We start from the raw sequence: 25188 nt of genomic DNA on the forward strand, positions 1-25188 counted from the left end.
CGTCATCGGCGCGCTGGGCAGCGCACCTTTCATGCGGGTCTGCCTAGACCATCGTCCAGGCTAGGGGAAGCATGTTTTCCGCAACCGCCAGCAGGCGCACAAAACGCGGCTCCGAAGCAGAAAGGAAGAACCCGCCGGATTGCTCCGGCGGGTTCGCGATGTGGCGGCGGGCTCCATTATTGGAGGTTGTTGGTCGCCGGGTTCCGCTGCAACCTTGGTTGGTTCCTTGGCACCAGCTGCTGCAGGATGTTCGGATTGAGCAGCAGGTTCGGATTGATCTCCAGTCCCGGCCGTCTGCGGATCGGGAAGCAATCCGGATACCGTCCGGTGGTCCCGACCGGGCAGCGCCGCCTTATGATCGGCTGGCAGATACCGTCGATCATCTGCGAACCCGGGGCGCATTCGGCATCTTCGAACGTGCCGCATCTGCCTTCTATCACCTCGGTGCCGCGCGGACACACGCACGCGCCGCGCTTGTTGAGGACCTGGCCGCGGATGGAGCAGGTTTGCGGCTTCTTGATCGGCGCGCAGGCCTTGCCCTTCAGCTCCGTTCCCCTCGGGCAGACGCAATCGCCGTCGGCATTGCGCACCTGGCCGCGGATGCGGCACTGGCTGGGCGGCTGCTTGTCGGGCACGCAGGCCCTGGCGGCGCGGTCGAGATGCGTGCCGTCAGGGCAGACGCAGCCATTCGCTGTCGGCACCGCGCCGCGGATCGTGCATTTCGGCGGTATGACCTGACAGACGCCGTTCACCAGCTCGCCACGCCGGCACACGCAATTGCCGTCCTGGTCGCGGTACTGGCCGGGACGCAACGTGCATTGCGGTTCGGGCTGCTCGCCCTGCACGCATTTGCCGTTCTCCAGTTCCGTGCCGCGCGGGCAGACGCAGCGTCCGTCCTCGGTGCGGATCTGACCCTTGAGCAGCACGCAGCGCGGCGGCACCGGCAGCGGTTGCAGCTTGCCGCTGCCGGAACTGCACTGGCCATTGCGGAAGGTCGTGCCGTCCGGGCAGGCGCAGCGGCCGGCCGCGTTCAGCACCATGCCGTTCGAGCACTGGTTCTTCACTTCACGTTTGATGGTGAAGGGATGGCAGGCATAGGCCTTGCCGCGATCGCCCTGCACATTGGCCGGGACGCGCGACAGCACGTCGCCGCCTTGCACCGGCGTGTTCGGCGACAGCACGCCGACGCAGTTCTGCCCGCTGACCACGCCCTGCAGGTTGGCGAGCCGGCTATCGTCGGGGAGGATCACCGTGACATGATGCTTGTGGCTCTCGCCGGCGCCCAGAGTCAGGTTGGCGATGCAGGACGCCGGCAGCGTCGCCGGCTCCGGCGAACAGCCGAAGGGCGGGTCGATCGACGTGATCTGAACGCCTTCCAGGCGGCCCAGACCATCGATGCCAATCGCATCGCCGATGCGGACCGGGCCGGAGAAGGCGCTCGGCCCATCGTTCGTGATGCTGACGTCGAAGGAGCAGGGTTGGCCCGGCTGGCACTCGGCATCGCCGGTCTTCTCGACACGGATGGTCGAGGCGCCGCCGCCTTTCGCGCAGGCCTGGCCGATCGGGTAGACGATGTCGTCTCCCGGCGCCGGCCCGTAGGAGCCGCGCGCGCAGTTCTCGAACGCGCCATTGGCGCTCACCGTCACGTCGAAGTGCCGGCTCTCTCCGGGCGTCATCACGGCGCCGGGAATCTGGCACGACAGCGTGTTGGCAGGCACCGGCCCGCAGCTCCAATCCGCGCCGTCAGGCGTCACGGTCTGGATGGCAACCGGCGCACCGCCCGATATAAGCGTGGCGGCATCGCTGACCCGCACCGGACCGGTGGGAGCAGCCGCGCCGGCGTTGCTGACGGTGATGCGGCAGGAAACCACCGCGGCCCCGGCGAGCGAACCATCGCACACCTTGGTGATGCGCAAGCCGGGCTGGCCGCCATTCGGATGGCGGATGCGTTCGGTCGCGCAGGCCTTGTTGTTGGCAAGCTCGACCTCGCCGGAAATGGCCTTCACCTCGGCGCAGTTCTCCACCCTGTCCGGCCGGTAGTTTGCCGGCATGACAGCCTTGACGACGATCGGCGTCGATGCGCCCGGAGGCAGCGAGATGCCGGCATTGTCGCAGCGGAATTGGCCGGGGCCGTTCGGGCCGCAGGTCCAGGGCGGGCTCGGCCCGAAGGTCGAGGAGGTCGGCGCGCCGCCAGGATAGGTATCGACCACCGTCAGCGGCCCGTTATAGGTGCTGGTGCCGTTGTTGATGATGTCGATCACGAAGGTGCAGATGCCGTCCGGCGTGCAGACCGGGATGCGGGCGCGCTTCTTCAGGATCAGGTCGACCTTCTTCTCGACCGGAGGCTGGCACCGCGGGTCGCGATCGCCACGGCGGCAGATCGGGATCGAGGCGCAGGCGCGGTCGTTCTGCTGGCTACCGAACAGCGGCTTGCCGCTGGCGTGGTAGTCATAGGCGGCGCAGTTGCGCAGCACGCTGCCCTGCCAGCCTGCGGCCGGCTTGAAGCCGAGCTTGAGGTTGACGGAGGCGCCGGGGTTGAGCGTCGTCACCGGGTGGGTGCAGGTCATCGGCGCCGCTCCGGGCACGCAGATCCAGGGCGGGTTCGGTCCTGAGGAAAGAACCGAGCCGGCAGGCAGCGTTACTTCATCGAGGACGATCGTGCCGTTGTAGGGCGCGTCGCCGACATTGGTGACGGTGATGGTGAAGTCGCAGCCGCCTGCCATCGTGCAACGCGGCACCTCGGCCCACTTCTCGACCTTGAGGTCGGGCTGCTCGGGCGGGCACCTGATGTCACGCGGAATGACGATGTCGATCGTCTGCGTGCAGCAAAGTCCCCAGCCTTCCTTCGGCCCGGCATAGGTGTCGATGCCGGTGACGACGAGATGGATGGCCTCGCCGGGCGAGGCGCCGATGATTTTCCAGTCCAGCACGCCGCCGCCGGCAGGCACCTGCTGGATATCGGGAACGATGGTAATGCCGGGCGTCGTCGTCGACACCTGCACCCACTTGCCGCCCATCTCCGGGCCGACCGGCATGTGGTAGATGAAGGCGCCGCCGCCAGGCACGCAGTCGACCGTGCCGCGTTCGACCTTGAAGCACTCCTTGGTGGGAGGCGGAGGCGGCGGGTTGCATTTGGTCAGGTCGATCTTGATCGAGGTCTTGACGCCGGTGAGGAAATCGCCGTCCTCGGGTTTATCCGGATCCTGCGAGGGAATGGTCGTTGCCGGCCCGCCTCGCAGCGAGACCTTGATCTCTCCCTGGTTGTCGACCGTCGCCGGCACGGGAAATGTCGCATGGTCTATCTTGGCCGTGATCCGGAAGGTGATGACGCGCTCGTTCGCGGCACCCTCGCCATCGACGTTGGCAGCGCTGATCCGGAAATTGGAAACGCTGGCCGTATCGTTCGGACCGGCCGATGAGCTGATCGCGCCAGCGGGCAGCGGTCCGCCGGAGGCGCTGGTGCCGTCGCCGGCGACATCCACGCCGACGATCTGCAAGCCGTGCGGAAGCTGGTCCTTGAAGTCGAGCCTCGTCGCTTTCAGCAGGGCCGCCACGCTTGGCCGGTCGAAGTCCTGCGGGTCGCCGTGGATGCCAAAGCTCAGAACATATTCGACGGTATCGCAGCTTCGCTGACCGCCCTTCTTGGTGAAGAAGGGTATGATCCGGCCGAGTTCGGAATTGATGCCGCGCGGTTGATTGGCGGCCTGACTGGACGGTGCGGTATTCTGGGCGAGCGCCAGCGATGCCGGCATCATGGCGACCGCGATACCGGCCGCCATCAGCCAGCGCGCGCCGCGCCTGGCGTATGACAGGGGTTTCATGATCGTCTCCATGATGGTTTTACGCGAGGCGAAGCGGGAAAGGGCGAGATCGCTCATCTGTCCCTCCTCGGCGCTTCGCAGTCGACGGCCGGCGTCCTGAGCGGCAGCGTCATCTTGCAGCAAGGGTAGTAGCCACCCTTGTCCCGGTCGGACTTGCGGTAGAAGCAGAGACCGACATTGACGGTGTCGCCCGGATTATGGCCGGTGATGTCGATCGTGTAAGGCTTGCCCGGCGCGTGCGACATGGGTGAGGTCACCCCGACGCCGGGCGTCTTGGACAGAGCCTTGATCGAATCGCCGCCTAAGCCGGCGTGGTCATGGAGATAGAGGTCCGCCTGGAGGCCACGGGGCGTGCAGAAATACTGCACGTCCTCGACATCGAGGCAGGGAGGCAAATTGCCGGGCGGTGGGAAGTCCGGCGGATAGAAGGGAGGCAGGAAGCCGCCGGGGATTTCCTCATAATAGCCGGCGCGGCCTTCGCACGGACGCCAGACCCTGACGTCGCCGACATGGCCTTGGACGTCCGGGTCTTCGAAATAGCCGTCGAAGTCGACGAACCATGAGCCGAAGGGCGGCACATTAGCCGGCTTGACCAGCGCGCTCGGAGTGAGCTGCACGCCATGCACGGCGAGCGGCCCACCGGCGGCAAGCCGCTCGGCAAGCTCCGGATTGTCGCGCAACTTGTCGCCGGTGTTGACGACCGTGTCGGTGCAAACGGTGGTGTCCAGATTGCCTTCGGCATCGTAGCGGTATTGCAGGTCGACGCCGCCGGCCGACTGGCGATTGTCTTGCGGGAAGCCGATCGCATATTCCTGCGGCGCCTCGACCCAGACCGATTCCGTCGCCGGATCGTCCGGATCCTCGCGCCAGTAGCGGACGACCTCGCCTTTGCCGGAATCGGCGAAGCGGCTGTAGTCGTAGCGGTTCTCGACCGGGCCGCGCTGGGCTAGATACATGAAGCCCTCGTTGTCGAAGGCGATGTCGGTGACGGCATGGTCCTGGTCGGCCTTGACCGTCAGCTCCCAGCGCGGATCGCCGGCGAAGCCTCCGTCGCTCGCAATGCCGACCGACCAGATTTCGGCTTTCTCGCCGACGGAATAGTAGAGCCGGCCGCCATGATAGGCGACCGCCCAGACGCGGCGCTCGTCCTGCGTATAACCCCAGGTTCCAGGGTCTTCGCTGTCGAAGGCCGCGGCCTGGATGTCCATCACGGCGCCGTCGTCGGCGACGGGGGCCAGCCCATGCGCCGGACGCCCGGCAACGCCATGATCGAAGCTGTCGATCAGATTGCCGTCGGGGTCTATGCGGTGGATCACGCCGTTATCGAGATCGGAGGCAAAGAACTGGCGGTGGGTGGGATCGAAGGCGAGGTTGCCGATGCCGGGCCCGCTGTTGGTGTCGATGTCGGCGAATTTCGATACGGCTCCGGTGATGCCGTCGATCTTCCAGATCGTGCCCGGTCCGCCGCCGTTTTCGGTGCCGAACTGGCCATCCATGAAGGTCGCGCCCGCGGTGCCGCGGCGCTGCCGCTCGGGGCGGCCGTCATCGTCGGCGTCCGGCGTGACGATCTCGATGCCGTGCAGCGAGGTCGCCGCCGCATAGAGGTTGGGGATGCCCGACGGCACGCCGTCGCGCATGCCGTCATCATAAGTGAGGCCGAACACCTCGCCGATCTGACCCGCCGTCACCTCGAAGGGCGGCGGCGTGTAGACGAGTTGGCCGGAGGCCGGGCCGCCGAGGCGCGAAACGTCGAAAATGCGCAACGAGGCCTGCGATGTGTCGATGAACGTTTCGTCGACCGGGTCGACGCCAGGCGGCAAGCCCCCCTCGGGAGAGTCGAAATCGGGAATGACGGTGCCGGGAAAGCCGGTCACCGCCATCGAGCCCGGATAGATGATTTGTGTTTCCTGGGCCTTTGCCGCGCCGCCGAGCCAAAGGCCGGCGGACAGCGCCAGGGCAAGAACTCCGCCGGTTGTCGTTATCGCGCGGCGCAGACCGCCGGCGCGAGAAGCCACGAACGAGCCGCGGTCGCAAAACATTGAACTCCCCCCGAAGTCGTCGGAAGAACCATCCGTTTTCGCCGCGCATATCAGGGCAAGGCGCGGCGTTCCGGCTCGTTCGTCCCTGAAATAATTGTCTGTTTTCCGCTTGGTCACGATACGACGGCTGCCTGGCAGGGTCAACGGAATCAGCCGAAAGCCCAGCGCATCGACCTCGTCCCGAAGACGGTGGCCGCGCTGGACTCCTGTTGCTCCCGGAGACCACCAAGTCTCAGGGTTTCTGCTCATTGGGGCTTTCCTTTCCGGCCCGCACCATGGCGGTGCCTGGTCGTCAGTCGCGAGCTGACGCGGAAAGGTTCAATGCGAGAGGCGCGCCGGGACGGAGGCGCTGTCTTTACAGCCCGACAAGATCACCAGATCCAGTCGCCCTTGCCGAGTGTGGACACCGCCTCGACGATGCGGGTGAAGCTGGCTCGCGCCCGGCCGACCGTATGCCGGGCCCTCAGATAGCCGTGCACCAGCCCCGGTTCCTCGAACCAGTAGGCATGCCCACCGGCTGCGATGACGTGGTCGCGATAGGCCTCGCCGTCGGAGGACAGCGGGTCGCATTGGGCGGTGATCAGCACCGTGGGCGGCAGGTAGGCGAAATTGGCATCGGCGAGCGGATACAGGGTGATGTCGCCGGTGCGGTCGACGCCGCCGGTGCGAATGCTCAGGTAGAACTTGGTATCGCGCGCGGTCAGCATCGGCGCCTCGGCATGCGTCACATAGGAGCCGCGAGAGCGGTCGCCGCCGAGGCTGGGATAGATCAGCACCTGGCCGATCGGCTTCTTGATGTGGCCGCGCGTGGCATGAGCGACGGCGGCGCAGAGATTGCCGCCGGCGCTGTCGCCGCAAAGCAGGACCGGGCAATCGTAAGTCCCTGCCGCCCACTCGTAGGCGTCCATGACATCGTCGAAGGCGGCCGGATGCAGATGTTCCGGCGCCAGCCGGTAGTCGACCGACACCACCTCGTAGCCGGTGCGCGCGCAAAGCTCGGCGCAGACATCGTCATGACTGTCCAGCCCGCCGAGGATGAAGCCGCCGCCATGGACATAGAGCACCATGGCGCTCTTGTCCGGCGCCGCAGTGCTATAGATGCGGATCGGAATGCTGTCGGTCGGCGTGGCTATTGCCGTCGTTTCCGCCGTCACGCCTTGCGGGTAGCCGGCGAAGAACTCGCGGCACATCCGGTCGTAGATGGCGCGCTGCTCGCCCATCGTGTAGTCGATCGTGTCCGGCGGGTAATAGGAATTGGTCTTCTCGATGAAGGCCCAGGTCTCGGCGTCGATCAGGGTTTTGTAGTCGGTCATCGGCACTCCTTACCTCCCCCTCGATGGGGGAGATCGCCGCGGAGCGGCGGGTGGGGGTGGCGGCGCTTCACCCCGCCCCGGACCTTCGGTCCGACCCCCCCCATCGAGGGGAGGGTAAGCGGCGTCATTTCCCCTTCCACATCGGATTGCGTTTCTCCGCAAACGCCCGGAACCCTTCCATATTATCCTCCGAGCCGTAGAGAATATCGACCGTCGGCAGCTGCCGGCGGGTCACCTTGTTCATCGCATCCTGGAAGGTCAGCGCTTCGGCCACCCGCGCCGTCTCCTTGATCGCGGCGAAGACCAGCGGCGGGCCGCTGGCAAGCAACCGTGCAATCTCCCAGACGCGGTCCTCGAGCTTCTCCTTGGGCAGCACTTCGTTGACCAGGCCCCAGCGGTGCGCTTCCGCCACGTCCATCCAGCGGCCGGTGAACAACAGGTCCATGGCGATATGGTAGGGAATGCGCTTCGGCAGCTTGATGGTGGCGGCGTCGGCAAGCGTGCCGGCGCGGATCTCGGGCAGCGCGAAGGAGGAATGGTCCGAGGCGTAGATCAAGTCGCAGGAGAGCGCCAGCTCGAAGCCGCCGCCCACCGCCATGCCGTTGACGCAGGCGATCACCGGCTTGTTCAAGTCGCGCAACTCCTGCAGCCCGGCGAAGCCGCCGACGCCATAATCACCGTCGACCGCATCGCCGGCGGCCGCCGCCTTCAGGTCCCAGCCGGCGCTGAAGAACTTGTCGCCGGCCGTCTTGACGATGGCGACGCGCAAGCCGGGATCGTCGCGGAACGCCTTGAACGTCTCGCCCATCAGCCGCGACGTCTTGAGGTCGATGGCGTTGGCCTTCGGCCGGTCGAGCGTGACTTCCAGGATGGTGTCTTCGCGGCGGGTGGTGATGACGTCAGCCATTCTTCTTTTCTCCAAGCACCAGCAGGGCGTCCGCAATCCAGGCGCCCTTGCCTTCGGCGCAGACGATCAGCGGGTTGATGTCGAGCTCTTCGATCTCGCCTTCGTTCTTCTGCACGAAGTCGGCAATGCCGGCGATGGCATCGATGGCGGCCGCGACGTCGGCCTTGGGCCGGCCGCGATAGCCTTCGAGCAGAGGGTAGAGCCTCAGGCCGCGCAGCGCCGCCTCGATGTCGTCGCGCGTGGCCGGCAGCATCAGGGTGACGCTGTCGCGCAGCAGCTCAACCAGCACGCCGCCAGTGCCGAGCGTCATCACTGCACCGAACATCGGATCGCGGGTGAAGCCGACGATCAGCTCGGCAACGCCGTCGCGCACCATGCGCTCGGCATAAAGCCCGGTGCCGAGCGGCAGGAGGTCATGCGCCGCATTGCTGACGGATTCGGCATCCTTGAGGTTCAGCCGCACCGCGCCGACTTCCGACTTGTGCGTGACGCCGAGCGCCTTGAGCGCCACCGGAAAACCGAGAGCCATCGACGAGATCACCGCCTCGACCGCGTTGGCGGCACGCTCGCCCTTCGGCACCGGCAGGCCGGCCTCGATCAGACGCGCTTTGGCCTCGGCCTCGTCGGGCGTGACATGATCTCCGTCCGTCGCACCGGCGGCAGACGTGTCGACCGGCTGCGCCTGCGGCTCCCGCCAGGCCCAGCCGATGAAGGCCGCCGCCTGGGCGGCGTCCATGGCTTCCGAAATGCCGAACAGCGGCACCATGCCGCGCGCCATCAGGCCTGCGGTGTATTCCTCCGGCAGGTTCTCGGGCAGCGAGGAGACGATCGCGCCCTGTGCCCTGTTGGTCTTCAGCGCCGCCTCGAAGGCGCGCAGCGTCGCCCACCAATCGGTGTCCGAGCAGCGGTCGGGACGCGGGAAGTCGAGCACCAGCATGTTGAGGTCGAAGCCGCCCGACACCATGGCGGTGAAGGTGGCCGTCATCGCCGGCTCGTTGTTCCAGATGAAGGTGTGGTAGTCGAGCGGATTGGCGACCGCGACCAGCGGCCCGAGCGTCGATTTGACATGGGCGCGGTGCTCTGAGGTCAGTGTCGGGAAATGCACCCAGCGCCCTTCGGCGCTGTCGGCCATCACGGAAGCCTCGCCGCCCGAACAGCTCATCGACGACAATTTGTAGCCGGGCAACGGCCCGGTGATGTGCAAGAGCTTCAGCGCCTCGATGAAGGCCGGAATGGAATCGACGCGCGCGATGCCGAGCCGCTTCAGGAAGGCGCCGGAGGCAGCATCGGAACCGGCGAGTGAGGCCGTGTGCGACACCGTCGCCTGCCGTGCCTGTTCCGAGCGACCGACCTTCATCGCGATGATCGGCTTCTTCAGCTCACGCGCTCTCGCCGCCAGCATCTCGAAGCCGGCTACGGAGTCGAAGGCTTCGATATGCAGGCCGAGCGATGTGACGCGCTCGTCCTCGATCAGGCCGAGCGCCATTTCCGAAAGGCCGGTCTGCGCCTGGTTGCCGGCCGTCATCAGGAAGGCGATCGGCAGGCCGCGTTTCTGCATCGTCATGTTGATGGCGATGTTGGACGACTGGGTGATGATGGCGACACCCTTGCCGCCTTCCGGCAGCCTGATGCCGCCATGTTGGTCTGGCCACAAAAGCGCGCCGTCGGCATAGTTGATCAGGCCATAGCAATTCGGGCCGATGATTGGCATCTCGCCGGCGGCGCCAACGAGTTCGGCCTGCAGCCGTTCGCCGTCCTCGTCATAGGCCTCGGTCTCGAGGAAGCCGGCGGCAAAGCAGACGGCGCCGCCGGCGCCGCGCTCGGCCAGCGCCTTGACGACTTCGATGGTGAGATGCCGGTTGACGCCGACGAAGGCGGCGTCCGGCGCTCCGGGCAGATCGGCGACGGAGCGGTAGGCCTTGCAGCCGGCGAACTCGTCCTTCGTCGGGTGCACCGGCCAGATTTTGCCGGCAAAGCCCATCTTGATCGACTGCGCGACGACGGCGGCGGCCTGCGCCCCGCCGAACACGGCGATCGATTTCGGGCGCAGGAGGCGTTCGAGTTTATGCATGGTCATCTTTTCGTTTGAGCACGATCTTTTCCGAAACCGGGGCCCGGTTTCGGGCGATCATGCTCTAAGCCCCGAACGGGCGCAGCAACGCCCGCGAAATAATATGTCGCTGAATCTCCGAAGTGCCTTCCCAGATGCGCTCGACGCGCGCGTCGCGCCAGATGCGTTCCAGCGGCAGGTCGTCCATCAGCCCCATGCCGCCATGGATCTGGATGGCTTCGTCGGCAACGAAAGCCAGCATCTCGGTGGCCTTCAGCTTGGCCATCGCCATGTCCTGGTCGGTGACGGTGCCCTGATCGTACTTCCAGCCGGCTTCGAACACCATCAAATCGGCCGCCTTCAGTTCCGTCGCCATGTCGGCGAGCTTGAACGACACGCCCTGGAACTTGCCGATCTGCTGGCCGAACTGCTGGCGCTGCGCGGCATATTCGATAGCGTGCGAAAGCGCGCGCTCGGCGCGGCCGAGGCAGGTGGCGCCGACCTGCAGGCGGGTGGCACCGAGCCAGGAGTTGGCGACCTCGAAGCCCTTGTGCACTTCGCCAAGCACTTGGCTCGCCGGCAGTCGGCAGTCGTCGAATTCGAGGATCGAGTTGGTGTAGCCGCGGTGCGAGACATTGCGGTAGCCGTCGCGCACCGTAAAACCCTTGGTGCCCTTGTCGACGAAGAAGGCGGTGATCTTCTTGCGCTTGCCGCGCGGTGAATCCTCCTCGCCCGAAGCCATGAAGACGATGGCAAAGTCGGCGATGTCGGCATGGCTGATGAAGTGCTTGGTGCCGTTGAGCACCCAGTCCGAGCCGTCCTGAACGGCGGTGGCCTTCATGCCGCGCAGATCGGAACCGGCGCCGGGCTCGGTCATCGCCAGGCAATCCCATTTCTCGCCGCGGATGCAGGGAAAGAGATACTTTTCCCGCTGCTCCGGCGTGCCGGCAAGCAGGATGTTGGACGGACGCGCGACACAGGTCCAGTGCAGCGCGTAATTGGCGCGGCCGAGCTCCTTCTCGTAGAGCAGCCAGCTCACCGTATCGAGGCCGGCGCCGCCGACATCGGCCGGCATGTTGGCCGCATAAAGCCCGGCTGCGATCGCCTTGGCCTTCAGCTCGTCGATCAGCTCGCGGCGCAGCTCGCCGGTGCGTTCCACCTCGCGCTCATGCGGATAAAGCTCGTTCTCGACGAAGGCGCGCGTCGTCTCGACGATGAGCTTTTGTTCTTCCGAAAGACCGAAATGCATCGCCTCAGCCCTTCTTTTTGCCGCTCTTCTTCGCCTTGCCGGCCTTTGCGGGCTTATCGGCTTTTGCCGGCTTGGCTGCCTTCTTCGCCGGCCTGGCGGCCTTCACTTTCTCCGCTTTGGCGGCCGGTTTCGCCGCCAGCTTGGCGAGCTGTTTCGTATAATCTTTGTGCAACGCGCCAGCGCCCCAGCCCTTGCCCTTGTTCTGCTTCGACAGGGCTTCCATGATCGCGACCAGATTGTCGTCGCGGATCTTTTCCAGCTCGCGGATCGACAGCCCATTCGCCTGCTCGTCGGACTGCGTGGCGATCAGGTCGACCAGTTCGTCGTTGAATTCGGGCACGTCCATCAGCTTGGTCCACGGCCATTTCAGGCAGGGTCCGAACTGCGCCATGAAATGGCGCATGCCGGCCTCGCCGCCGGCGACGCGATAGACCTGGAACATGCCCATCTGCGCCCAGCGCAGGCCGAAGGAATAGCGCATGATGTCGTCGAGTTCCTCGACGGTGCAGATGCCGTCCTTGACCAGCCACAGCGCCTCGCGCCAGGCGGCTTCGAGCAGGCGGTCGCCGACGAAGGCTTCGATCTCCTTGCGCACCACCACCGGCTTCATGCCGATCGAGGCGTAGAGCTCCTTGGCGACCTCGATCGCTTCGGGAAAAGTCTGCGCGCCGCCGACGATCTCGACCAGCGGCAGAAGATAAACCGGGTTGAACGGATGGCCGACGACCAGCCGCTCGGGATGCTTCTTCATCGCCACCTGCATGTCGGTCGGCTTGATGCCGGAAGTGGACGAGCCGACGATGGCGTTGGCCGGCGCGTGCAGGTCGATCTCGGCCAGCACCCTGTGCTTGAGGTCGAGCCGCTCCGGCACGCTCTCCTGGATGAAGTCGGCATCCGCCACCGCTTCGGCGATGGTCTTGGCAAAGGTGAGCTTGCCTTCCTTGGGCAGGCCGCCGGGCAGCATCTGCTTGTAGGCGCGGCGCGCGCCTTTCATCACCTCGCCCACTTTACGCGACGCTTCGGGATCCGGATCGAAGATCGATACGTCGATGCCGTTCAAGAGCAGCCGCGCCACCCAGCCGGCGCCGATGACGCCGCCGCCGATGGCGGCCGCCTTGTTGATGATGCTCATGGTCAGGCTCCGGTTCTTGTCTTGGCTGTTTCGGGATCGATAAGCGGCACACGGTCGCCGGCGCGGATCACCGCGGGGTCGTAGGCCTTGCGCGCGAAGACTTCGAGCACCAAGGGCCGGAAGAAACTGATCGGCAGCGTGTCGTAGTCGGGGTCGAAGCTCGACTGGTCCCAGCGTTCGCAGAACTGGTCGCAGTCGTCGAAATAAAGGTGGCCGGCGAAGCGGTCGCGGGCATGCCGGTCGCCGCCGAGATGATGCGCGTAATAGAGGCGCTGGAAATCCCCGTGCTTCTCCACCACCCAGGTGCATTGCTCGCGCACGAAAGGCTTCAGGATCGTCGCGGCATATTCATCGTGATTGTAGGGCGCGTAGATGTCGCCGATGTCGTGCAGCAGCGCCGAGACGAGCCAGTCGATGTCGGCGCCGTCGCGCCAGGCGCGGGTGGCGGCCTGCAGCGAATGGCCGAGCCGGGTGATCTTGTAGCCGGAGAGGCCCTGGTCGAGCTGCACCAGCGCGTCTAGCAGCCGATCGCCGGTCCTGGCGGCATAGTCGATCTCATGGGCGGTCAGGAATTCGTAGTCTTGCCTGTCGCCGTCCTTCATCGCGGTGAATTTGACGGTAGCCATATCGACACCTCAAATCACGCGGCTATCGGCGCCCGCTTGGTGAGATTGAGTTTCTTGCGCACTTCCTCCGGCCCGAGCACACGCGCACCGAGATTGGTAACGATGCTGGCGGCGCGTTCGACCAGTTGCGCGTTGGTGGCCAAAACGCCCTTGTCCAGCCAGAGGTTGTCTTCCAGGCCGACGCGGACATTGCCGCCGGCAAGCACGGCTGCCGCGACATAAGCCATCTGGTTGCGGCCGATCGAGAAGGCCGACCAGTTCCAGGTCGAGGGCACATTGTTGACCATCGCCATGAAGGTGTTGAGGTCGTCCGGCGCGCCCCACGGCACGCCCATGCAGAGCTGCACCAGCGCGTCCGGGTTCAGCACCTTTTCCTCGACCAGTTGCTTGGCGAACCAGAGATGGCCGGTGTCGAAGGCCTCGATCTCGGGCTTGACGCCCAGCGCCGTCATCATGCCGCCCATGGCGCGCAGCATGCCCGGCGTGTTGGTCATGACATAGTCGGCCTCGTTGAAATTCATCGTGCCGCAATCCAGCGTGCAGATCTCCGGCAGGCACTGGCGCACATGCTCCATGCGGTTGGTGGCGCCGCCCATGTCGGTGCCCTTCTCATTGAGCGGCAACGGCGCTTCCGGCGAGCCGAACACCATGTCGCCGCCCATGCCGGCGGTGAGGTTCAGCACCACGTCGACATCAGCCTCGCGGATGCGCTCGGTCACCTCGCGATAGAGATGCACGTCGCGCCTGGGCTTGCCGGTCTCGGGGTCGCGTACATGGCAATGGACGATCGCGGCGCCCGCCTTGGCGGCCTCGATCGCCGAATCGGCGATCTGCTTGGGCGAGCGTGGCACATTCGGGCTGCGGTCCTGCGTGCCGCCGGAGCCGGTCACGGCACAGGTAATGAAGACCTCACGGTTCATCGCGAGCGGCATCGTCTTTCCTCCCAAATTCGATCAGGCCACAGCATTGCTCGACTTGCAGGAAACTGTTTTGCGTTTTACGAAGTTCTCATGATTAAAAGCGAAAAGCCGACCATCTTTCGGTCCGAGCACGAAACGCTCAAGGTGACGTTCCTGGTGTTCTCCGGATCGTCCATCATGTGCGTCGCCTCGGCGGTCGACCCGCTGCGCGCCGCCAACCGCATTTCCGGCGAGACGCTGTTTGATTTCAAGCTGGTCTCGGTCACCGGCGAGGCGCCTGTCACGACATGCGGCCTGCCGGTTGCGGTCAGCGACCGCTTCGACGCGGACGAGCCGACCGACATGCTGGTCGTCGTCGCCGGCTTCGGCACGCAGAATTACACCACGTCGGCGTTGCTGGCCGGCCTGCGTCGCGCAGCGCGTTCGGCCCGCGCCTGCGGCGGCGTCGAGGCCGGCACCTGGCTGGTGGCGCGCGCCGGCCTGCTCGAAGGCCGCAGCGCCACCACGCATTGGGAAGACATGGAGGATTTCTCCGCCGCGTTCCCGGGCGTCGACGTGCGGCCGGACCGCTATGTCATCGACGGACCGGTCTTCACCTCGGGCGGCGCCTCGCCGACCTTCGACCTGATGCTGCACCTGATCCGCACCAGGCTAGGCATGGCCGCCGCGCTCGATGTCGCGAGCGTGTTCATCTACGACCAGGCGCGCGCGGCGACCGACGCGCAACCGCTGGTCTCGCTCGGCCGGCTCGACGGCTACGACCCACGGCTGGCGCAGGCGATCCGGCTGATGGAAGCGCATGTCGACCAGCCGCTGACCATCGACGCGGTGGCCAAGCGCGCCGGCGTGACGGCGCGGACGCTGGAGAGCATTTTCCGCAGGTCGATCGGCGAGACGCCGGGCGCCTATTATCTCAGGCTGCGGCTCAGCGCCGCCCGCCGCCTCGTGGTCGACACGCGCATCGCCATGACCGACATCGCCGGGCGTACAGGCTTTTCGTCGGCCGCGGCATTTTCCAGGGCGTTTTCCAGGGCTTTTGGCGAGGCGCCTGTCAGGCTGCGGCGCGGCTAATGCATGTCGCCCAAAAGTGCGCAGCGGTTTTGGGACGACGACATGCATCAAACAAAGACTCAAAGCGCGTCGCCTGAATCCGTCTCAGCGCGGCGCGCTTTGAGTACCCAATCCGTCGCCGCGGCGAGGTCGTCGACCAGCGCCGTCGGCGCCGGGTCGAAGCGTGTTTCGTCGCCGGGGCGGTACTTGCCAGTTCGCACGAGCAGCGCCGCGCCGAGCCCGGCGCTGAGCGCGCCGGCGACATCGCTCTCGGCATCGTCGCCGACCATGACCGCATCGGCCGCGCGGCAATTCAAACCGGCAAGCGCCGCGAGGAAGAAATCGGGCGACGGCTTGCCGAGCACGACAGGGCTTCGCCCGCAGGCGAATTCGAGCGCCGCGACGAAGGCGCCGGCGTCGAGACTGAGCTGGCCGTCGGCATCCTTGAAGGTGCGGTTGGTGGCCAAAGCCAGAAAATCGGCGCCGGCAGCCAGTTCGCGGAACGCTTGGTTTAGAGTCGCGTAGTCGAAGCCCTCGCCGGCATCCCCGACGACGACAGCTCGTCCGCTGCCGTCTTCCAGCCCTGAAAACTCGGCTTCGAGATTGGAATGGACGAGCAGATGCGGCCGGCGGCCATGCCTGCGCAGCCATTCGACCGCGGTGCGCGCCGGCGTCAGCAATTCTTCGTCCGCGACTTTGATGCCCATGGCGGCAAGCTGCGCAATGATTGCGCGGCGCGGCGAGCGTGTGGTGTTGCTGACGAAACGGAGCGGCAGACCGGCCTTGCGCAAACGCTCCACCGCGGGCACAGCGCCCGGTATCGGCGTGTCGCCATCATAGACGACACCCGCAAGATCGAGCAGCACCGCGCGTATCATCGGTGCAGGATGGAGAAACAGTCTCCGTTCGTCAAACCAGTGAAAATCAGGCCACGGAAAACAGGGCCACTTAAGAATCAGGCCGCGTCGCGGCCTTCGCGGACAATGCGTGAGCGCATGCTCTTGGCCAGCGCGGTTTCCAGTCGCGCGGCGACCGCGCGATCCCATTCGTTTGTATTGCGGCCGCCGTCTTTCGAATGCGGCAGCGCCATCAGCCGATCAATGATCGATCCAGCCTCGCCAGGCGAGAGCAAGGCGTCGATTTCGCGTTCGTGCTGCATACGTTTCGCCTCCTTCTTTCCTTCCCGCCGCATAGCCACACTATAGGAGATCCGTGACGGCTGTTTGAAGGCAAGAGCGAGGCGATTGAAGGGCGCTGCGGGGCAAAACCTTGTCATCGGTTTCAGCCCCGCGAAAAGCTGTTTTATCTTAGAGTCCGCTTGAACGACCGGCTGTGTGAGGGCGAGCGCCCTTACACGTAGCGGTTGACGATGTTCTCCAGCAGCTCTTGCCGGCCGGAGCGCGGCTGCGGCTCGATCTTCTTCTTGACCACACGCTCGGCGATCTCTTCCAGCGTGCGCTTGCCGGAAAGCATCGCCTTGCCTTCGGCCGTGCTCCAGCCGGCATAGCGCTCGGCCAGAGGAGCGGACAGAGCCTTGTCCTCGATCATTTTGGCCGCCGCCTTGAGGCCGCGCGCGCAGGCATCCATGCCGCCGATATGGCCGATCAGCAGGTCCTGCGGGTCGAGCGACTGGCGCCGCAGCTTGGCGTCGAAATTGGTGCCGCCGGTCTTGAAGCCGCCGCCCTGAAGGATCTGGTAATAGGCCAAGGCCATTTCCGGCACGTTGTTGGGGAACTGGTCGGTGTCCCAGCCGGACTGGTAGTCATTGCGGTTCATGTCGATCGAGCCGAAGACACCGAGCGCATTGGCCAAGGCCAGCTCGTGCTCGAAGGAATGGCCGGCGAGGATCGCATGGCCCTGCTCGATGTTGAGCTTGACCTCCTTCTCCAGTCCGAAGCGCTTCAGGAAGCCGTAAACGGTGGCGACATCGTAGTCGTACTGATGCTTGGTCGGCTCCTGCGGCTTCGGCTCGATCAGGATCGTGCCCTTGAAGCCTATTCTGTGCTTGTAGTCGACGACAAGGTTGAGGAAGCGGCCGGCCTGCTCCTGCTCGCGGGCGAGGTCGGTGTTGAGCAGCGTCTCATAGCCCTCGCGGCCGCCCCACAGCACGTAGTTCTCGCCCTTGAGCCGCTTGGTGATGTCGATGCACTTTTTCACCGTCGCCGCCGCATAGGCGAACACGTCCGGATCGGGATTGGTGGCCGCACCCGACATGAAGCGGCGGTGCGAGAAGAGGTTCGCCGTGCCCCACAGCAGCTTGACGCCCGTCTGCTTCATCTTCTCGGCAAAATAGTCGGCGATCTCGTCGAGGCGCGCGGCGCTCTCGGAGAAATCCTTGCCCTCCGGGCGGACGTCGGCGTCGTGGAAGCAGAAATAGGGCGCGCCGAGCAGCGAGAACATCTCGAAGGCGACATCGGCCTTCAGCTTGGCCAGTTCCATCGTATCGATGCCGCCAGGCTTGGCGAACCATGGCCGGTCGAAAGTCTGGCCGCCGAAGGGGTCGCCACCTTGCCAGGCAAAAGAATGCCAATAGGCGACGGCAAAGCGCAGATGGTCCTCCAGCCGCTTGCCGGTGACGACCTCGTCGGGATTGTAGAACCGGTAGGCCAGCGGATTGGTCGAATCCGGCCCCTCATATTTGATCTTCTTGATGTCGCCGAAAAATCCGCTGCTCATGGTTTCCTTCCTCTCCAAGTGCTTCGCCCGATTACCTCAGGCGTAATTGGTTTCGCTTCTTCGCGGGACGAAAAGGGTCATGTCGAAACGATCCAACGAAGGATGAAGACCATGACCGACCTCAACTCGATCGCCCGCAACTACATCACCGCCTGGAACGAGAGCGATGCGGCGCGCCGCAAGGCCCTGCTCGAGGCTGCCTTCACCAGGGACGTCAGCTATCGCGACCCGGTCATGCAGGGCGACGGCCACGACGGCATCGCCGCGCTGATCGACGGCGTGCAGCAGCGCTTTGCCGGCTTCCGTTTCTCGCTGAAAGGCCAGCCGGACGGTTTCGCCGACCGCATCCGCTTCTCGTGGATTCTGGGACCGGAGGGCGCAGAGTCCGTCATTGAGGGCACCGACATCGGCGTCATCGAGAACGGCCGCCTTAAGAGCGTCACCGGCTTCCTCGACAAGGTGCCGGCGCAGTGAGGCTAACTGGGGAGGGAAGGTGCGAGGCACCCCCCTCTGTCCTGCCGGACATCTCCCCCGCAAGGGGGGAGATCGGCTGTCATCTAGGATTTCGCCAATCTCCAACGCTGCAATAGTGAGCGAGGCGCCCGAGCTGCCAATCTCCCCCCTTGCGGGGGAGATGCCCGGCAGGGCAGAGGGGGGTGCCTCGCGCGTGCTCACGCGGTTACGGCCCGGATCGCCGGATAGAGCGCGCGGTAGCGCTGGTAGGCATCAGCATAAGCCCCGCCAAGGCCGGCGTCCGGCTCGATCGTGGCATCGGTCGCCGGCGCGGTGCAGACGGCAAGCGGATCGGCGCCGGTCGCTGCGATCAGGCCGAGCCGTGCCGCGCCGAAGGCGGCGCCGAAATCGCCGTCGGCCGGGATGTCGACCGGCAGCTGAAGCGCGGTGGCGATCGCCTTCAGCCAGTAGCGCGAGCGCGAGCCGCCGCCGATCGCGGTGACCCGAGTCAGCGTCGTGCCGGCCGTCTTCAGCGCTTCGAGACTGTCGCGGAAGGCGAAGGCGACGCCTTCGAGCACGGCCTGCGTCAGCACCGCACGGCTGGATTCATGCCCAAGGCCGGTGAACGATCCGCGGATGGCGGAATCATTGTGCGGCGTGCGCTCGCCGGAGAGGTATGGCAGGAAGGTTACGCCCGTCGGCGTCTTGAGTGTGTCGCCGAGCTCGGCGGTCAATTCGCCGGCGCCTTTGCCGGTGACGTCCGACAGCCAGTTGAGCGAATCGGTGGCCGACAGGATGACGCCCATCTGGTGCCAGGTGCTAGGTAGCGCATGGCAGAAGGTGTGCACCGCGCTTTCCGGGTTGGGCAAATAGGAGGCGTTGGCGGCGAACAGGACGCCCGAGGTGCCGAGCGAGACGAAAGCGTTACCTGCGCCGACCGTGCCCATGCCGCAGGCCGAGGCCGCATTGTCGCCGGCGCCGCCGGCGACCGGAATGCCGGCCGCAAGGCCCCATTTCGACGCGAGCTCGCCGCGCAAGGCGCCGGCTTTCGCCGTGCCTTCGACCAGCGACGGCATATGCTTCTCGTCGAGCGATGTCGCTTCAAGCAGCTCGGGCGACCAGCGGCGCCTGCCGACGTCGAGCCAGGAGGTGCCGGCCGAATCCGACATTTCCGAAATATGCTCGCCGGTCAGCCAGAGGCGCAGATAGTCCTTGGGCAACAGCACCTTGGCCACCTTGGCGAAGATTGCCGGCTCATTGTTCTTCACCCAGACAAGCTTCGGCGCCGTGAAGCCCGGAAACACGATGTTGCCGGTGAGCCTGCGGAAGCGCGGATCGGCATCGAGCGCGGCCGCCTCGACATGGCTGCGCGTGTCGTTCCACAGGATGCAGGGGCGCAGCACCTTGTCAGAGGCATCGAGCAGGGTCGCGCCATGCATCTGGCCGGAAAGACCGATGCCTTCGACCGCCGCAAGCTCTTTCGGGTGCGAAGCCTTGAGCTCGGCAATCGCCGTCTCGCAGGCCTCTATCCAATGCGCAGGATCCTGCTCGGACCAGCCGGGATGCGGCCGCGAGACGTCGAGCGAACCATGGCCGGAGGCGATCACCTTCTGGCGATCATCGATCAGCAGCGCCTTGACGCCCGATGTGCCCAGGTCGAGGCCGAGATACATGATTTCCTCCCAATGCCATTATTTTTTTCGGATCTCGAAAAAATCTGGCCAGGCCAGTTCTTATGACAAGATCCGCCGCGGGTCAATTCTCTGACAAATCGGCCGCTCGCCGCGAGAACAGCGCCGACAGTGGGCTGTCCGGCCGTGCCAGCGCGCGTTCCGCGGTCAGCGCCCGTGCCAGTGGTCCATCACCGGAACGCAATGCCGCCTCGATCAGCGTCAGGTCGATGACGTCCCGCTGGGCATGGCTGCCGCCGAAGCGGTGCGCGATGGAGCGGATCGGCCGGATCAGCTGAACCGTCTCCGTGTAGCTGCCCTCGCCGAACGCTTTGACCGCGAGCGTCAGCGGGTGGCCGACGTCCCTGGTGAAGGCGGCATTGTCGTCATGCCCGCGCATGGCCTCGCGCTGCGCTTCTAGCAAGGTCTCAGCAGGCGCGCCGAGACCAGCGCCGACAAAGGCCATCATCGCATGCGCGTCGTTGAAGGCGTAATTGCCGGCGGCGGCTTTCGGCATCCAGTTGGCGGCGAGTATCGCCCAGCGGTCGCCGACGTCGACGCCGCCGAGATTGAGACGCCACAGGATTGCCGAGGCATCGACCATGTTGAGCGCCAATGTCGAGCGGTCGCCATAGATCGGCCCGTCATAGAGCCCCAGCACCTCGTCGATCTCGCCGAGGTCGTAGTGAAACAGCGCCAGATGCCACCAGTTGTGGATCTTGAGAAAGCTGTCCTTCGTCCATGCCTCCGGATTGGCGCGCATCCAGGCGATGCCGTCCTTTTGCCGGCTCTGCATCTCCATGACATGCGCCACCGCATGCTGCGCCCAGCCGTCGCGCGGTTCGATCTCGACCGCCTGCCGGCCGAAGCTTTCGGCGCGCACGTAGTCGCCCATTTCCTCCAGCCCGAAGGCCTGCATGCCGAGAACGGCATGATGGCCCGGCATGCCCTTCTGCCAAGTCGGCAGTGCCCGGCCGATGCGGTCGCGCAGCATGCGGGCATTGCCGGTGAAGAAGTCGATCTGGTGCCCAACCTGCAGCGCCAGCGCGTCGAGCGGATTGTCGATCGCAATGTCTTCCAGGATGCGCGCGGCCTCATGCCAGCGGCCCGCGGCGAGATGGCCGAGGGCCGCGACATGCGCCTGCTCACGCGTGGTGGCGACAAGCGGCAGCGCCGCTTCGTGGCAGGTTCGCGCGACAGCCGTTGCCTCCCGCTCGGTGGCGAGGCCGAACAGATAGCCTTTGAACACATGCGCCATGACGAAGCCGGGGTCGTCGGCGATCGCGCGGTCGATTGCAGCGACCGGGTCGCCGATGAAGCATTGCAGCTCATGGACGGCTCTGTCGTAGGACGAAAACCCGGCTTCGGAGGCGCCCGAGTAAGTCAGGCCGAATGCGTCCTTCAGCGCCATGCCATGTCCTCGCTGATCGCGATTTTGCTGTTCGGACTGTGATCCTAGAGCATCGCCAACCAGCCCGCCAACCGTGGACGACACGACTTCGTAGCTACCGCGCTATGCGCACGGCCTCAATTCCCCGAGCGCATCGCCACGGTTGCGATGCCGGCGCCGACCAGCAACGTTCCGCCGGTGCGGTTGAAGATGCGGATCGCCTTCGGGTTGCGCACGATCGCGCGGGCCCTGGATGCCACCAGCGCGTAGCCGAAGGCATTGCTGAAGGCGAGCGCCAGGAAGGTTGTCTCGAAGATAAGCATCTGCGTCCAGAAATCGGCATGCCGGTCGAGGAACTGCGGCAGGAAGGCGACGAAGAAGGTGATGCTCTTCGGGTTGAGCGCGGTGACCAGCCAGGCATGCGCCATCATCCTTGCCGCCGACACCGCGTCGGTGCGCGGTTCGGCCTTGAGGGCGCCGCCGGCGCGGAACAGTCTGATGCCGAGATAGATCAGATAGCCGGCGCCGATAACCTTCAGCACCGTGAACACGGTTGCCGAAGCCGCGAGCAGCGCGCCGATGCCCAGCATCGACAACGTCATGGCAGTGAAGTCGCCGAGCGCGACGCCGACCGCCATCGGCAGCGCGGTGCGCCAGCCCTGGCCCAGCGCATAGGAGACGACCAGGAGGATCGTCGGGCCCGGAATGACGAGAAGGATGGTGGAGGCGGCGGCAAAGGCAGCCCAGTTTTCGAAGGACATTTCCTACTCCTTGAGCGCAAAGAACAGGATAAATCCTGGCGTCGGCGCGATTGTAAAGAGGCCGTGGAAAAAATCTTCAGTACCTGTCTGGTGTCTTTCCTGCAGCCGGTAACGGGCCGTTAGGGTTAAGCCTGGCTCCGGCCTCTTCACGCTTTTTCAACCATGACTGACGAAAATGCCCGTCATCCGGCCGGACCGTGCTTCCCGCCGACAGCGTAGGGTTTGGTGTATGCGCGAGTTGCCGCAAAGTCTGACGCCGCCTTCGAACGGCGACGAAACCGAAATTCTGCTTTCCCGCCGCGCCATGCTTTCCGGCGCAGGCGCCCTGGCGCTGCTCGGCATCGCCGGCTGCAGCACCACCGACACGCTCGACCTGCCGCAATTGCAGATCGACGACACCACGACCGGCTCGGTGCATCCTATGCGTCCGGCGATCAGCGTCGACAAGAATATCACCGGCCCGGACGTGATGTATGCTTCCCTCACCGATGGCGGCTTCCAGGTGCCGGCCGTGCCCTGGCAGAAGGTTAAGCCGGAGTTCCGCCGCCAGATCGTCGTCGACAAGACCGGCGAGGCGCCCGGCACCATCGTCGTGCATCTGCAGGAGCGCATGCTCTATCTGGTCCAGCCCGGCGGCGACGCCATCCGCTACGGTGTCGGCATCGGCAAGGACGGCTTCCGCTGGTCGGGCCGCGCCAACATCCAATATGGCCGTGAATGGCCGGTCTGGACGCCGCCGCCGGAAATGATCCAGCGCAAGCCGGAACTGGTGAAGTGGCAGGGTGGCCAGCCCGGCGGCCTCACCAACCCGCTCGGCGCCCGCGCGCTCTACATCTACCAGAACGGCAGGGACACCGGCTATCGCATCCACGGCTCGCCGGAATGGTGGAGCATCGGCCAGGCGATGTCGTCGGGCTGCGTGCGGCTGATCAACCAGGACATCATCGACCTCTACAGCCGCGTATCGAAGAAAAATCCGGTCGTCGTCGTGTGATCTTTTCCGGCGGCCCACGCGGCCGCCAATCTTCTTGTTTTGTCCCAAAACGGCTGCACACTTTTGGGCGATACGCATCAGTTCTTCCGTTGCGCGATGCCGCAAGACAGGCGAAGGTGCCCTGAAAACCTTCGCCTCGGGAGAGAAAAAACATGGCCGGAACTTTCGTCATCGCGCAGGGCGGCGGCCCGACCGCCGTCATCAACCAGACGGTCGTCGGCGCCACGCTGGAGATCCGCAAGCGTCATCCGGGCGCCAAGGTGCTGGGCTCGATCCATGGCGTGCGCGGCATCCGCGACGGCAACTATGTCGACCTCTCCGCCATCCCCGAGGACCGGCTGCGGCTGATCGCCGGCACGCCGAGCGCGGCGCTGGGTTCGACCCGCGACAAGCCCGACGCCGCTTATTGCGAGGTTATTCTAAACGGTTTGAAGAAGGCCGGCGCCGACGCCTTCATCTATATCGGCGGCAACGACACGTCGGGCACGCAGCAGATCCTGACCGATGCCGCGGGCGGCACGATGGCCTTCGTGCACGCGCCGAAAACCATCGACAACGACCTCGAGGAGAACGACCACACGCCGGGCTTCATCTCGGCGGCCGAGTTCGTCGCCGGCGCCTTCCTCTCGGTCGATCTCGATTTCCGCGCGCTGCCCGGCATCTATGTCGGCATCGTCATGGGCCGGCATGCCGGCTTCCTGACCGCCGCCGCGGCCGCCTGGCAGCTCGACCCCGACAGCGGCCCGCATCTGGTCTACGTGCCGGAGCGCGCCTTCTCGGCCGAACGCTTCATCGACGATGTCCGCAGGACGCTCGACCGCCACAAGCGCTGCATCGTCGCCGTCTCGGAAGGCGTCAGCACCGCCGACGGCAAGGCGCTGGTCGAAAGCCTGGTGCCGCCGGAAAAGCTCGAGCGCGACCAGCATGGCAACGTCAAATTGTCGGGCAGCGATCTACCGGCGGCGCTCGAAAGGGCCTTGGCCGAGGGCCTGCCGGGCAAGCGGGCGCGGGTCGACGCTCTGGGCTACATGCCGCGCGGCTATGTCGGCACGATCAGCGCCGTCGACGCGCAAGAAGCCTTCGATGCCGGCGCCTTCGCGGTTGCGGTCGCTGAAGAAGGCGGCGGCTCGGTGGCGCTGCAATATGACGGCGCAAAGACCGTGCTGAAGAAGGTGCCGCTCAAGGCCGTCGCCGGCAAGACGCGCCACATGCCGGACGATTTCATGAAGCCGGACGTCAACCAGCTTTCGGAGGCTGGCATGGCCTATCTGAAGCGGCTGGTGCCGGAAAAATACAAGGTCGGGAAGCCCTTCGTCTGATGGGCGACCTTGTGGTGGGCGACTGGTTCGGCAAGGCGATTGTCGATGCCAGGACGACGATGCTGACCGAGCCGTTCGTGCATGATTTCGTGCGCGCCAACATCTGGCACCTCAAGGGCCGCGACGCCGACCTTTTGGTCGATACCGGCATGGGCATCTGCCCGCTGGCGCCCGAGATCGACACGCCGGCGGGCAAGCCGCTGATCGTCGTCGCCACCCACATCCACCTCGACCATGTCGGCTCGCTGCACGAATTTCCGTTGCGGATGGGGCCGAAGGTGAGCGCGGCGCGATTCGACGGCATGGATGATGCCGTCACCTACGCTTACATGTTCCACAATCTCGATGGCGCGGTGTCCAAATTGCCGGCGCCCGGCTGGGAGGCGGCCAATTATCGGATTCCGCCGGCGCCGCTGACCCGCGCGCTCGACGAGGGCGATATCGTCGATCTCGGCGACCGAAAATTCCGCGTGCTGCATCTGCCTGGACATTCGCCGGATTCGATCGCGCTGTTCGACGAGGCTGACGGCCTGTTCTTCGCCGGCGACGCCATCTATGACGGCATGCTGATCGACGATTTGCCGGATTCGGACCGTGCCGCCTATTGCCGCACCATGCAGCGTCTGCTCGACCTGCCGATGCGCATCGGCCATGGCGGCCATGGCCCGAGTTTCAACGGCGCGCGGATGCGTGAGATCGCCTCCGCCTATCTGCGCCGAAGAGAGCGGTTCGTGAGCGCTCTCTGAATTAAATCTTCGTAAGGTCGCGGCAAAACCCTAATTCGGGCCATTCCACGCCCTAGATGCGTGGCTGTCGAT

Annotated in this window: 20 protein-coding genes; 5 read left to right on the forward strand and 15 right to left on the reverse strand. The window is 65.4% G+C overall.

Features of this window, described 5'->3' with window-relative positions; all coding sequences use genetic code 11:
- Positions 1-176 precede the first annotated feature (176 nt).
- From EJ070_RS06840 to EJ070_RS06880, 9 genes are all read right to left on the reverse strand, one after another.
- Positions 177-3878 (reverse strand): DUF11 domain-containing protein, encoded by a 3702-nt coding sequence (locus tag EJ070_RS06840; RefSeq protein ID WP_126090653.1) that lies wholly within the window; start codon positions 3876-3878, stop codon positions 177-179.
- Positions 3875-5860, reverse strand: coding sequence for a hypothetical protein (locus tag EJ070_RS06845; protein WP_126090654.1), 1986 nt, complete (start codon positions 5858-5860; stop codon positions 3875-3877). Before EJ070_RS06845 ends, EJ070_RS06840 begins: the two co-directional genes overlap by 4 nt.
- Positions 5861-6231: 371 nt before the next feature.
- Positions 6232-7173 (reverse strand): alpha/beta hydrolase, encoded by a 942-nt coding sequence (locus tag EJ070_RS06850; protein WP_126090655.1) that lies wholly within the window; start codon positions 7171-7173, stop codon positions 6232-6234.
- Between the two features lie 124 nt (positions 7174-7297).
- Positions 7298-8080, reverse strand: a complete 783-nt coding sequence (locus EJ070_RS06855) for a carnitinyl-CoA dehydratase (protein ID WP_126090656.1) — start codon at positions 8078-8080, stop codon at positions 7298-7300.
- Positions 8073-10151, reverse strand: coding sequence for an acetate--CoA ligase family protein (locus tag EJ070_RS06860; RefSeq protein WP_126090657.1), 2079 nt, complete (start codon positions 10149-10151; stop codon positions 8073-8075). Before EJ070_RS06860 ends, EJ070_RS06855 begins: the two co-directional genes overlap by 8 nt.
- 64 nt (positions 10152-10215) lie before the next feature.
- The gene (locus EJ070_RS06865) at positions 10216-11379 is read right to left on the reverse strand and encodes an acyl-CoA dehydrogenase (protein ID WP_066996076.1); all 1164 of its coding nucleotides are present in this window, start codon (positions 11377-11379) and stop codon (positions 10216-10218) included.
- Between the two features lie 4 nt (positions 11380-11383).
- Positions 11384-12511 carry a carnitine 3-dehydrogenase gene (locus EJ070_RS06870; RefSeq protein WP_126090658.1) on the reverse strand — a complete coding sequence of 376 codons (1128 nt, stop codon included), beginning with the start codon at positions 12509-12511 and terminating at the stop codon, positions 11384-11386.
- A 2-nt stretch (positions 12512-12513) separates the two neighbouring features.
- Entirely contained in the window at positions 12514-13137 is a 624-nt protein-coding gene (locus tag EJ070_RS06875) for an HD domain-containing protein (RefSeq protein WP_126090659.1), read from the reverse strand.
- Positions 13138-13151: 14 nt separating this feature from the next.
- The gene (locus EJ070_RS06880; protein ID WP_126090660.1) at positions 13152-14069 is read right to left on the reverse strand and encodes a 3-keto-5-aminohexanoate cleavage protein; all 918 of its coding nucleotides are present in this window, start codon (positions 14067-14069) and stop codon (positions 13152-13154) included.
- 78 nt (positions 14070-14147) lie between these two features.
- Here EJ070_RS06880 and EJ070_RS06885 point away from each other — a divergent pair, with 78 nt between their 5' ends.
- Entirely contained in the window at positions 14148-15128 is a 981-nt protein-coding gene (locus EJ070_RS06885) for a GlxA family transcriptional regulator (RefSeq protein ID WP_126090661.1), read from the forward strand.
- A gap of 59 nt (positions 15129-15187) precedes the next feature.
- On the opposite strand, the gene EJ070_RS06890 is transcribed toward EJ070_RS06885, so the two are convergent.
- From EJ070_RS06890 to xylA, 3 genes are all read right to left on the reverse strand, one after another.
- Positions 15188-15973, reverse strand: a complete 786-nt coding sequence (locus tag EJ070_RS06890) for a TIGR01458 family HAD-type hydrolase (protein WP_348639593.1) — start codon at positions 15971-15973, stop codon at positions 15188-15190.
- 89 nt (positions 15974-16062) lie between these two features.
- A complete protein-coding gene (locus EJ070_RS06895) occupies positions 16063-16266 on the reverse strand; it encodes a hypothetical protein (RefSeq protein ID WP_126090663.1) in 204 nt (67 codons plus the stop codon).
- A 191-nt stretch (positions 16267-16457) separates the two neighbouring features.
- A complete protein-coding gene (gene xylA / locus EJ070_RS06900) occupies positions 16458-17783 on the reverse strand; it encodes a xylose isomerase (protein ID WP_126090664.1) in 1326 nt (441 codons plus the stop codon).
- A gap of 111 nt (positions 17784-17894) precedes the next feature.
- On the opposite strand from xylA, the gene EJ070_RS06905 reads away from it, so the two are divergent.
- Entirely contained in the window at positions 17895-18257 is a 363-nt protein-coding gene (locus EJ070_RS06905) for a nuclear transport factor 2 family protein (RefSeq protein ID WP_126090665.1), read from the forward strand.
- A 197-nt stretch (positions 18258-18454) separates the two neighbouring features.
- Here the strand turns inward: EJ070_RS06905 and xylB are convergent, their stop codons facing one another.
- From xylB to EJ070_RS06925, 3 genes are all read right to left on the reverse strand, one after another.
- On the reverse strand, positions 18455-19909 hold the full coding sequence (xylB, locus tag EJ070_RS06915) for a xylulokinase (protein ID WP_126090666.1): 1455 nt from the start codon (positions 19907-19909) through the stop codon (positions 18455-18457).
- 82 nt (positions 19910-19991) lie between these two features.
- Entirely contained in the window at positions 19992-21317 is a 1326-nt protein-coding gene (locus EJ070_RS06920) for a tetratricopeptide repeat protein (protein WP_126090667.1), read from the reverse strand.
- A gap of 116 nt (positions 21318-21433) precedes the next feature.
- Positions 21434-22057, reverse strand: coding sequence for a LysE family translocator (locus EJ070_RS06925; protein WP_126090668.1), 624 nt, complete (start codon positions 22055-22057; stop codon positions 21434-21436).
- Positions 22058-22286: 229 nt separating this feature from the next.
- On the opposite strand from EJ070_RS06925, the gene EJ070_RS06930 reads away from it, so the two are divergent.
- From EJ070_RS06930 to EJ070_RS06940, 3 genes are all read left to right on the forward strand, one after another.
- Complete coding sequence (locus EJ070_RS06930) at positions 22287-23051, forward strand: L,D-transpeptidase (RefSeq protein ID WP_126090669.1); 765 nt, start codon at positions 22287-22289, stop codon at positions 23049-23051.
- A gap of 152 nt (positions 23052-23203) precedes the next feature.
- Entirely contained in the window at positions 23204-24370 is a 1167-nt protein-coding gene (locus EJ070_RS06935; protein WP_126090670.1) for a diphosphate--fructose-6-phosphate 1-phosphotransferase, read from the forward strand.
- A complete protein-coding gene (locus EJ070_RS06940) occupies positions 24370-25116 on the forward strand; it encodes an MBL fold metallo-hydrolase (RefSeq protein WP_189350414.1) in 747 nt (248 codons plus the stop codon). The genes EJ070_RS06935 and EJ070_RS06940 overlap by 1 nt, the downstream gene beginning before the upstream one ends.
- Positions 25117-25188: the final 72 nt, after the last annotated feature.

Source organism: Mesorhizobium sp. M1E.F.Ca.ET.045.02.1.1, assembly GCF_003952485.1.
In the GTDB taxonomy this organism is placed as follows: domain Bacteria; phylum Pseudomonadota; class Alphaproteobacteria; order Rhizobiales; family Rhizobiaceae; genus Mesorhizobium.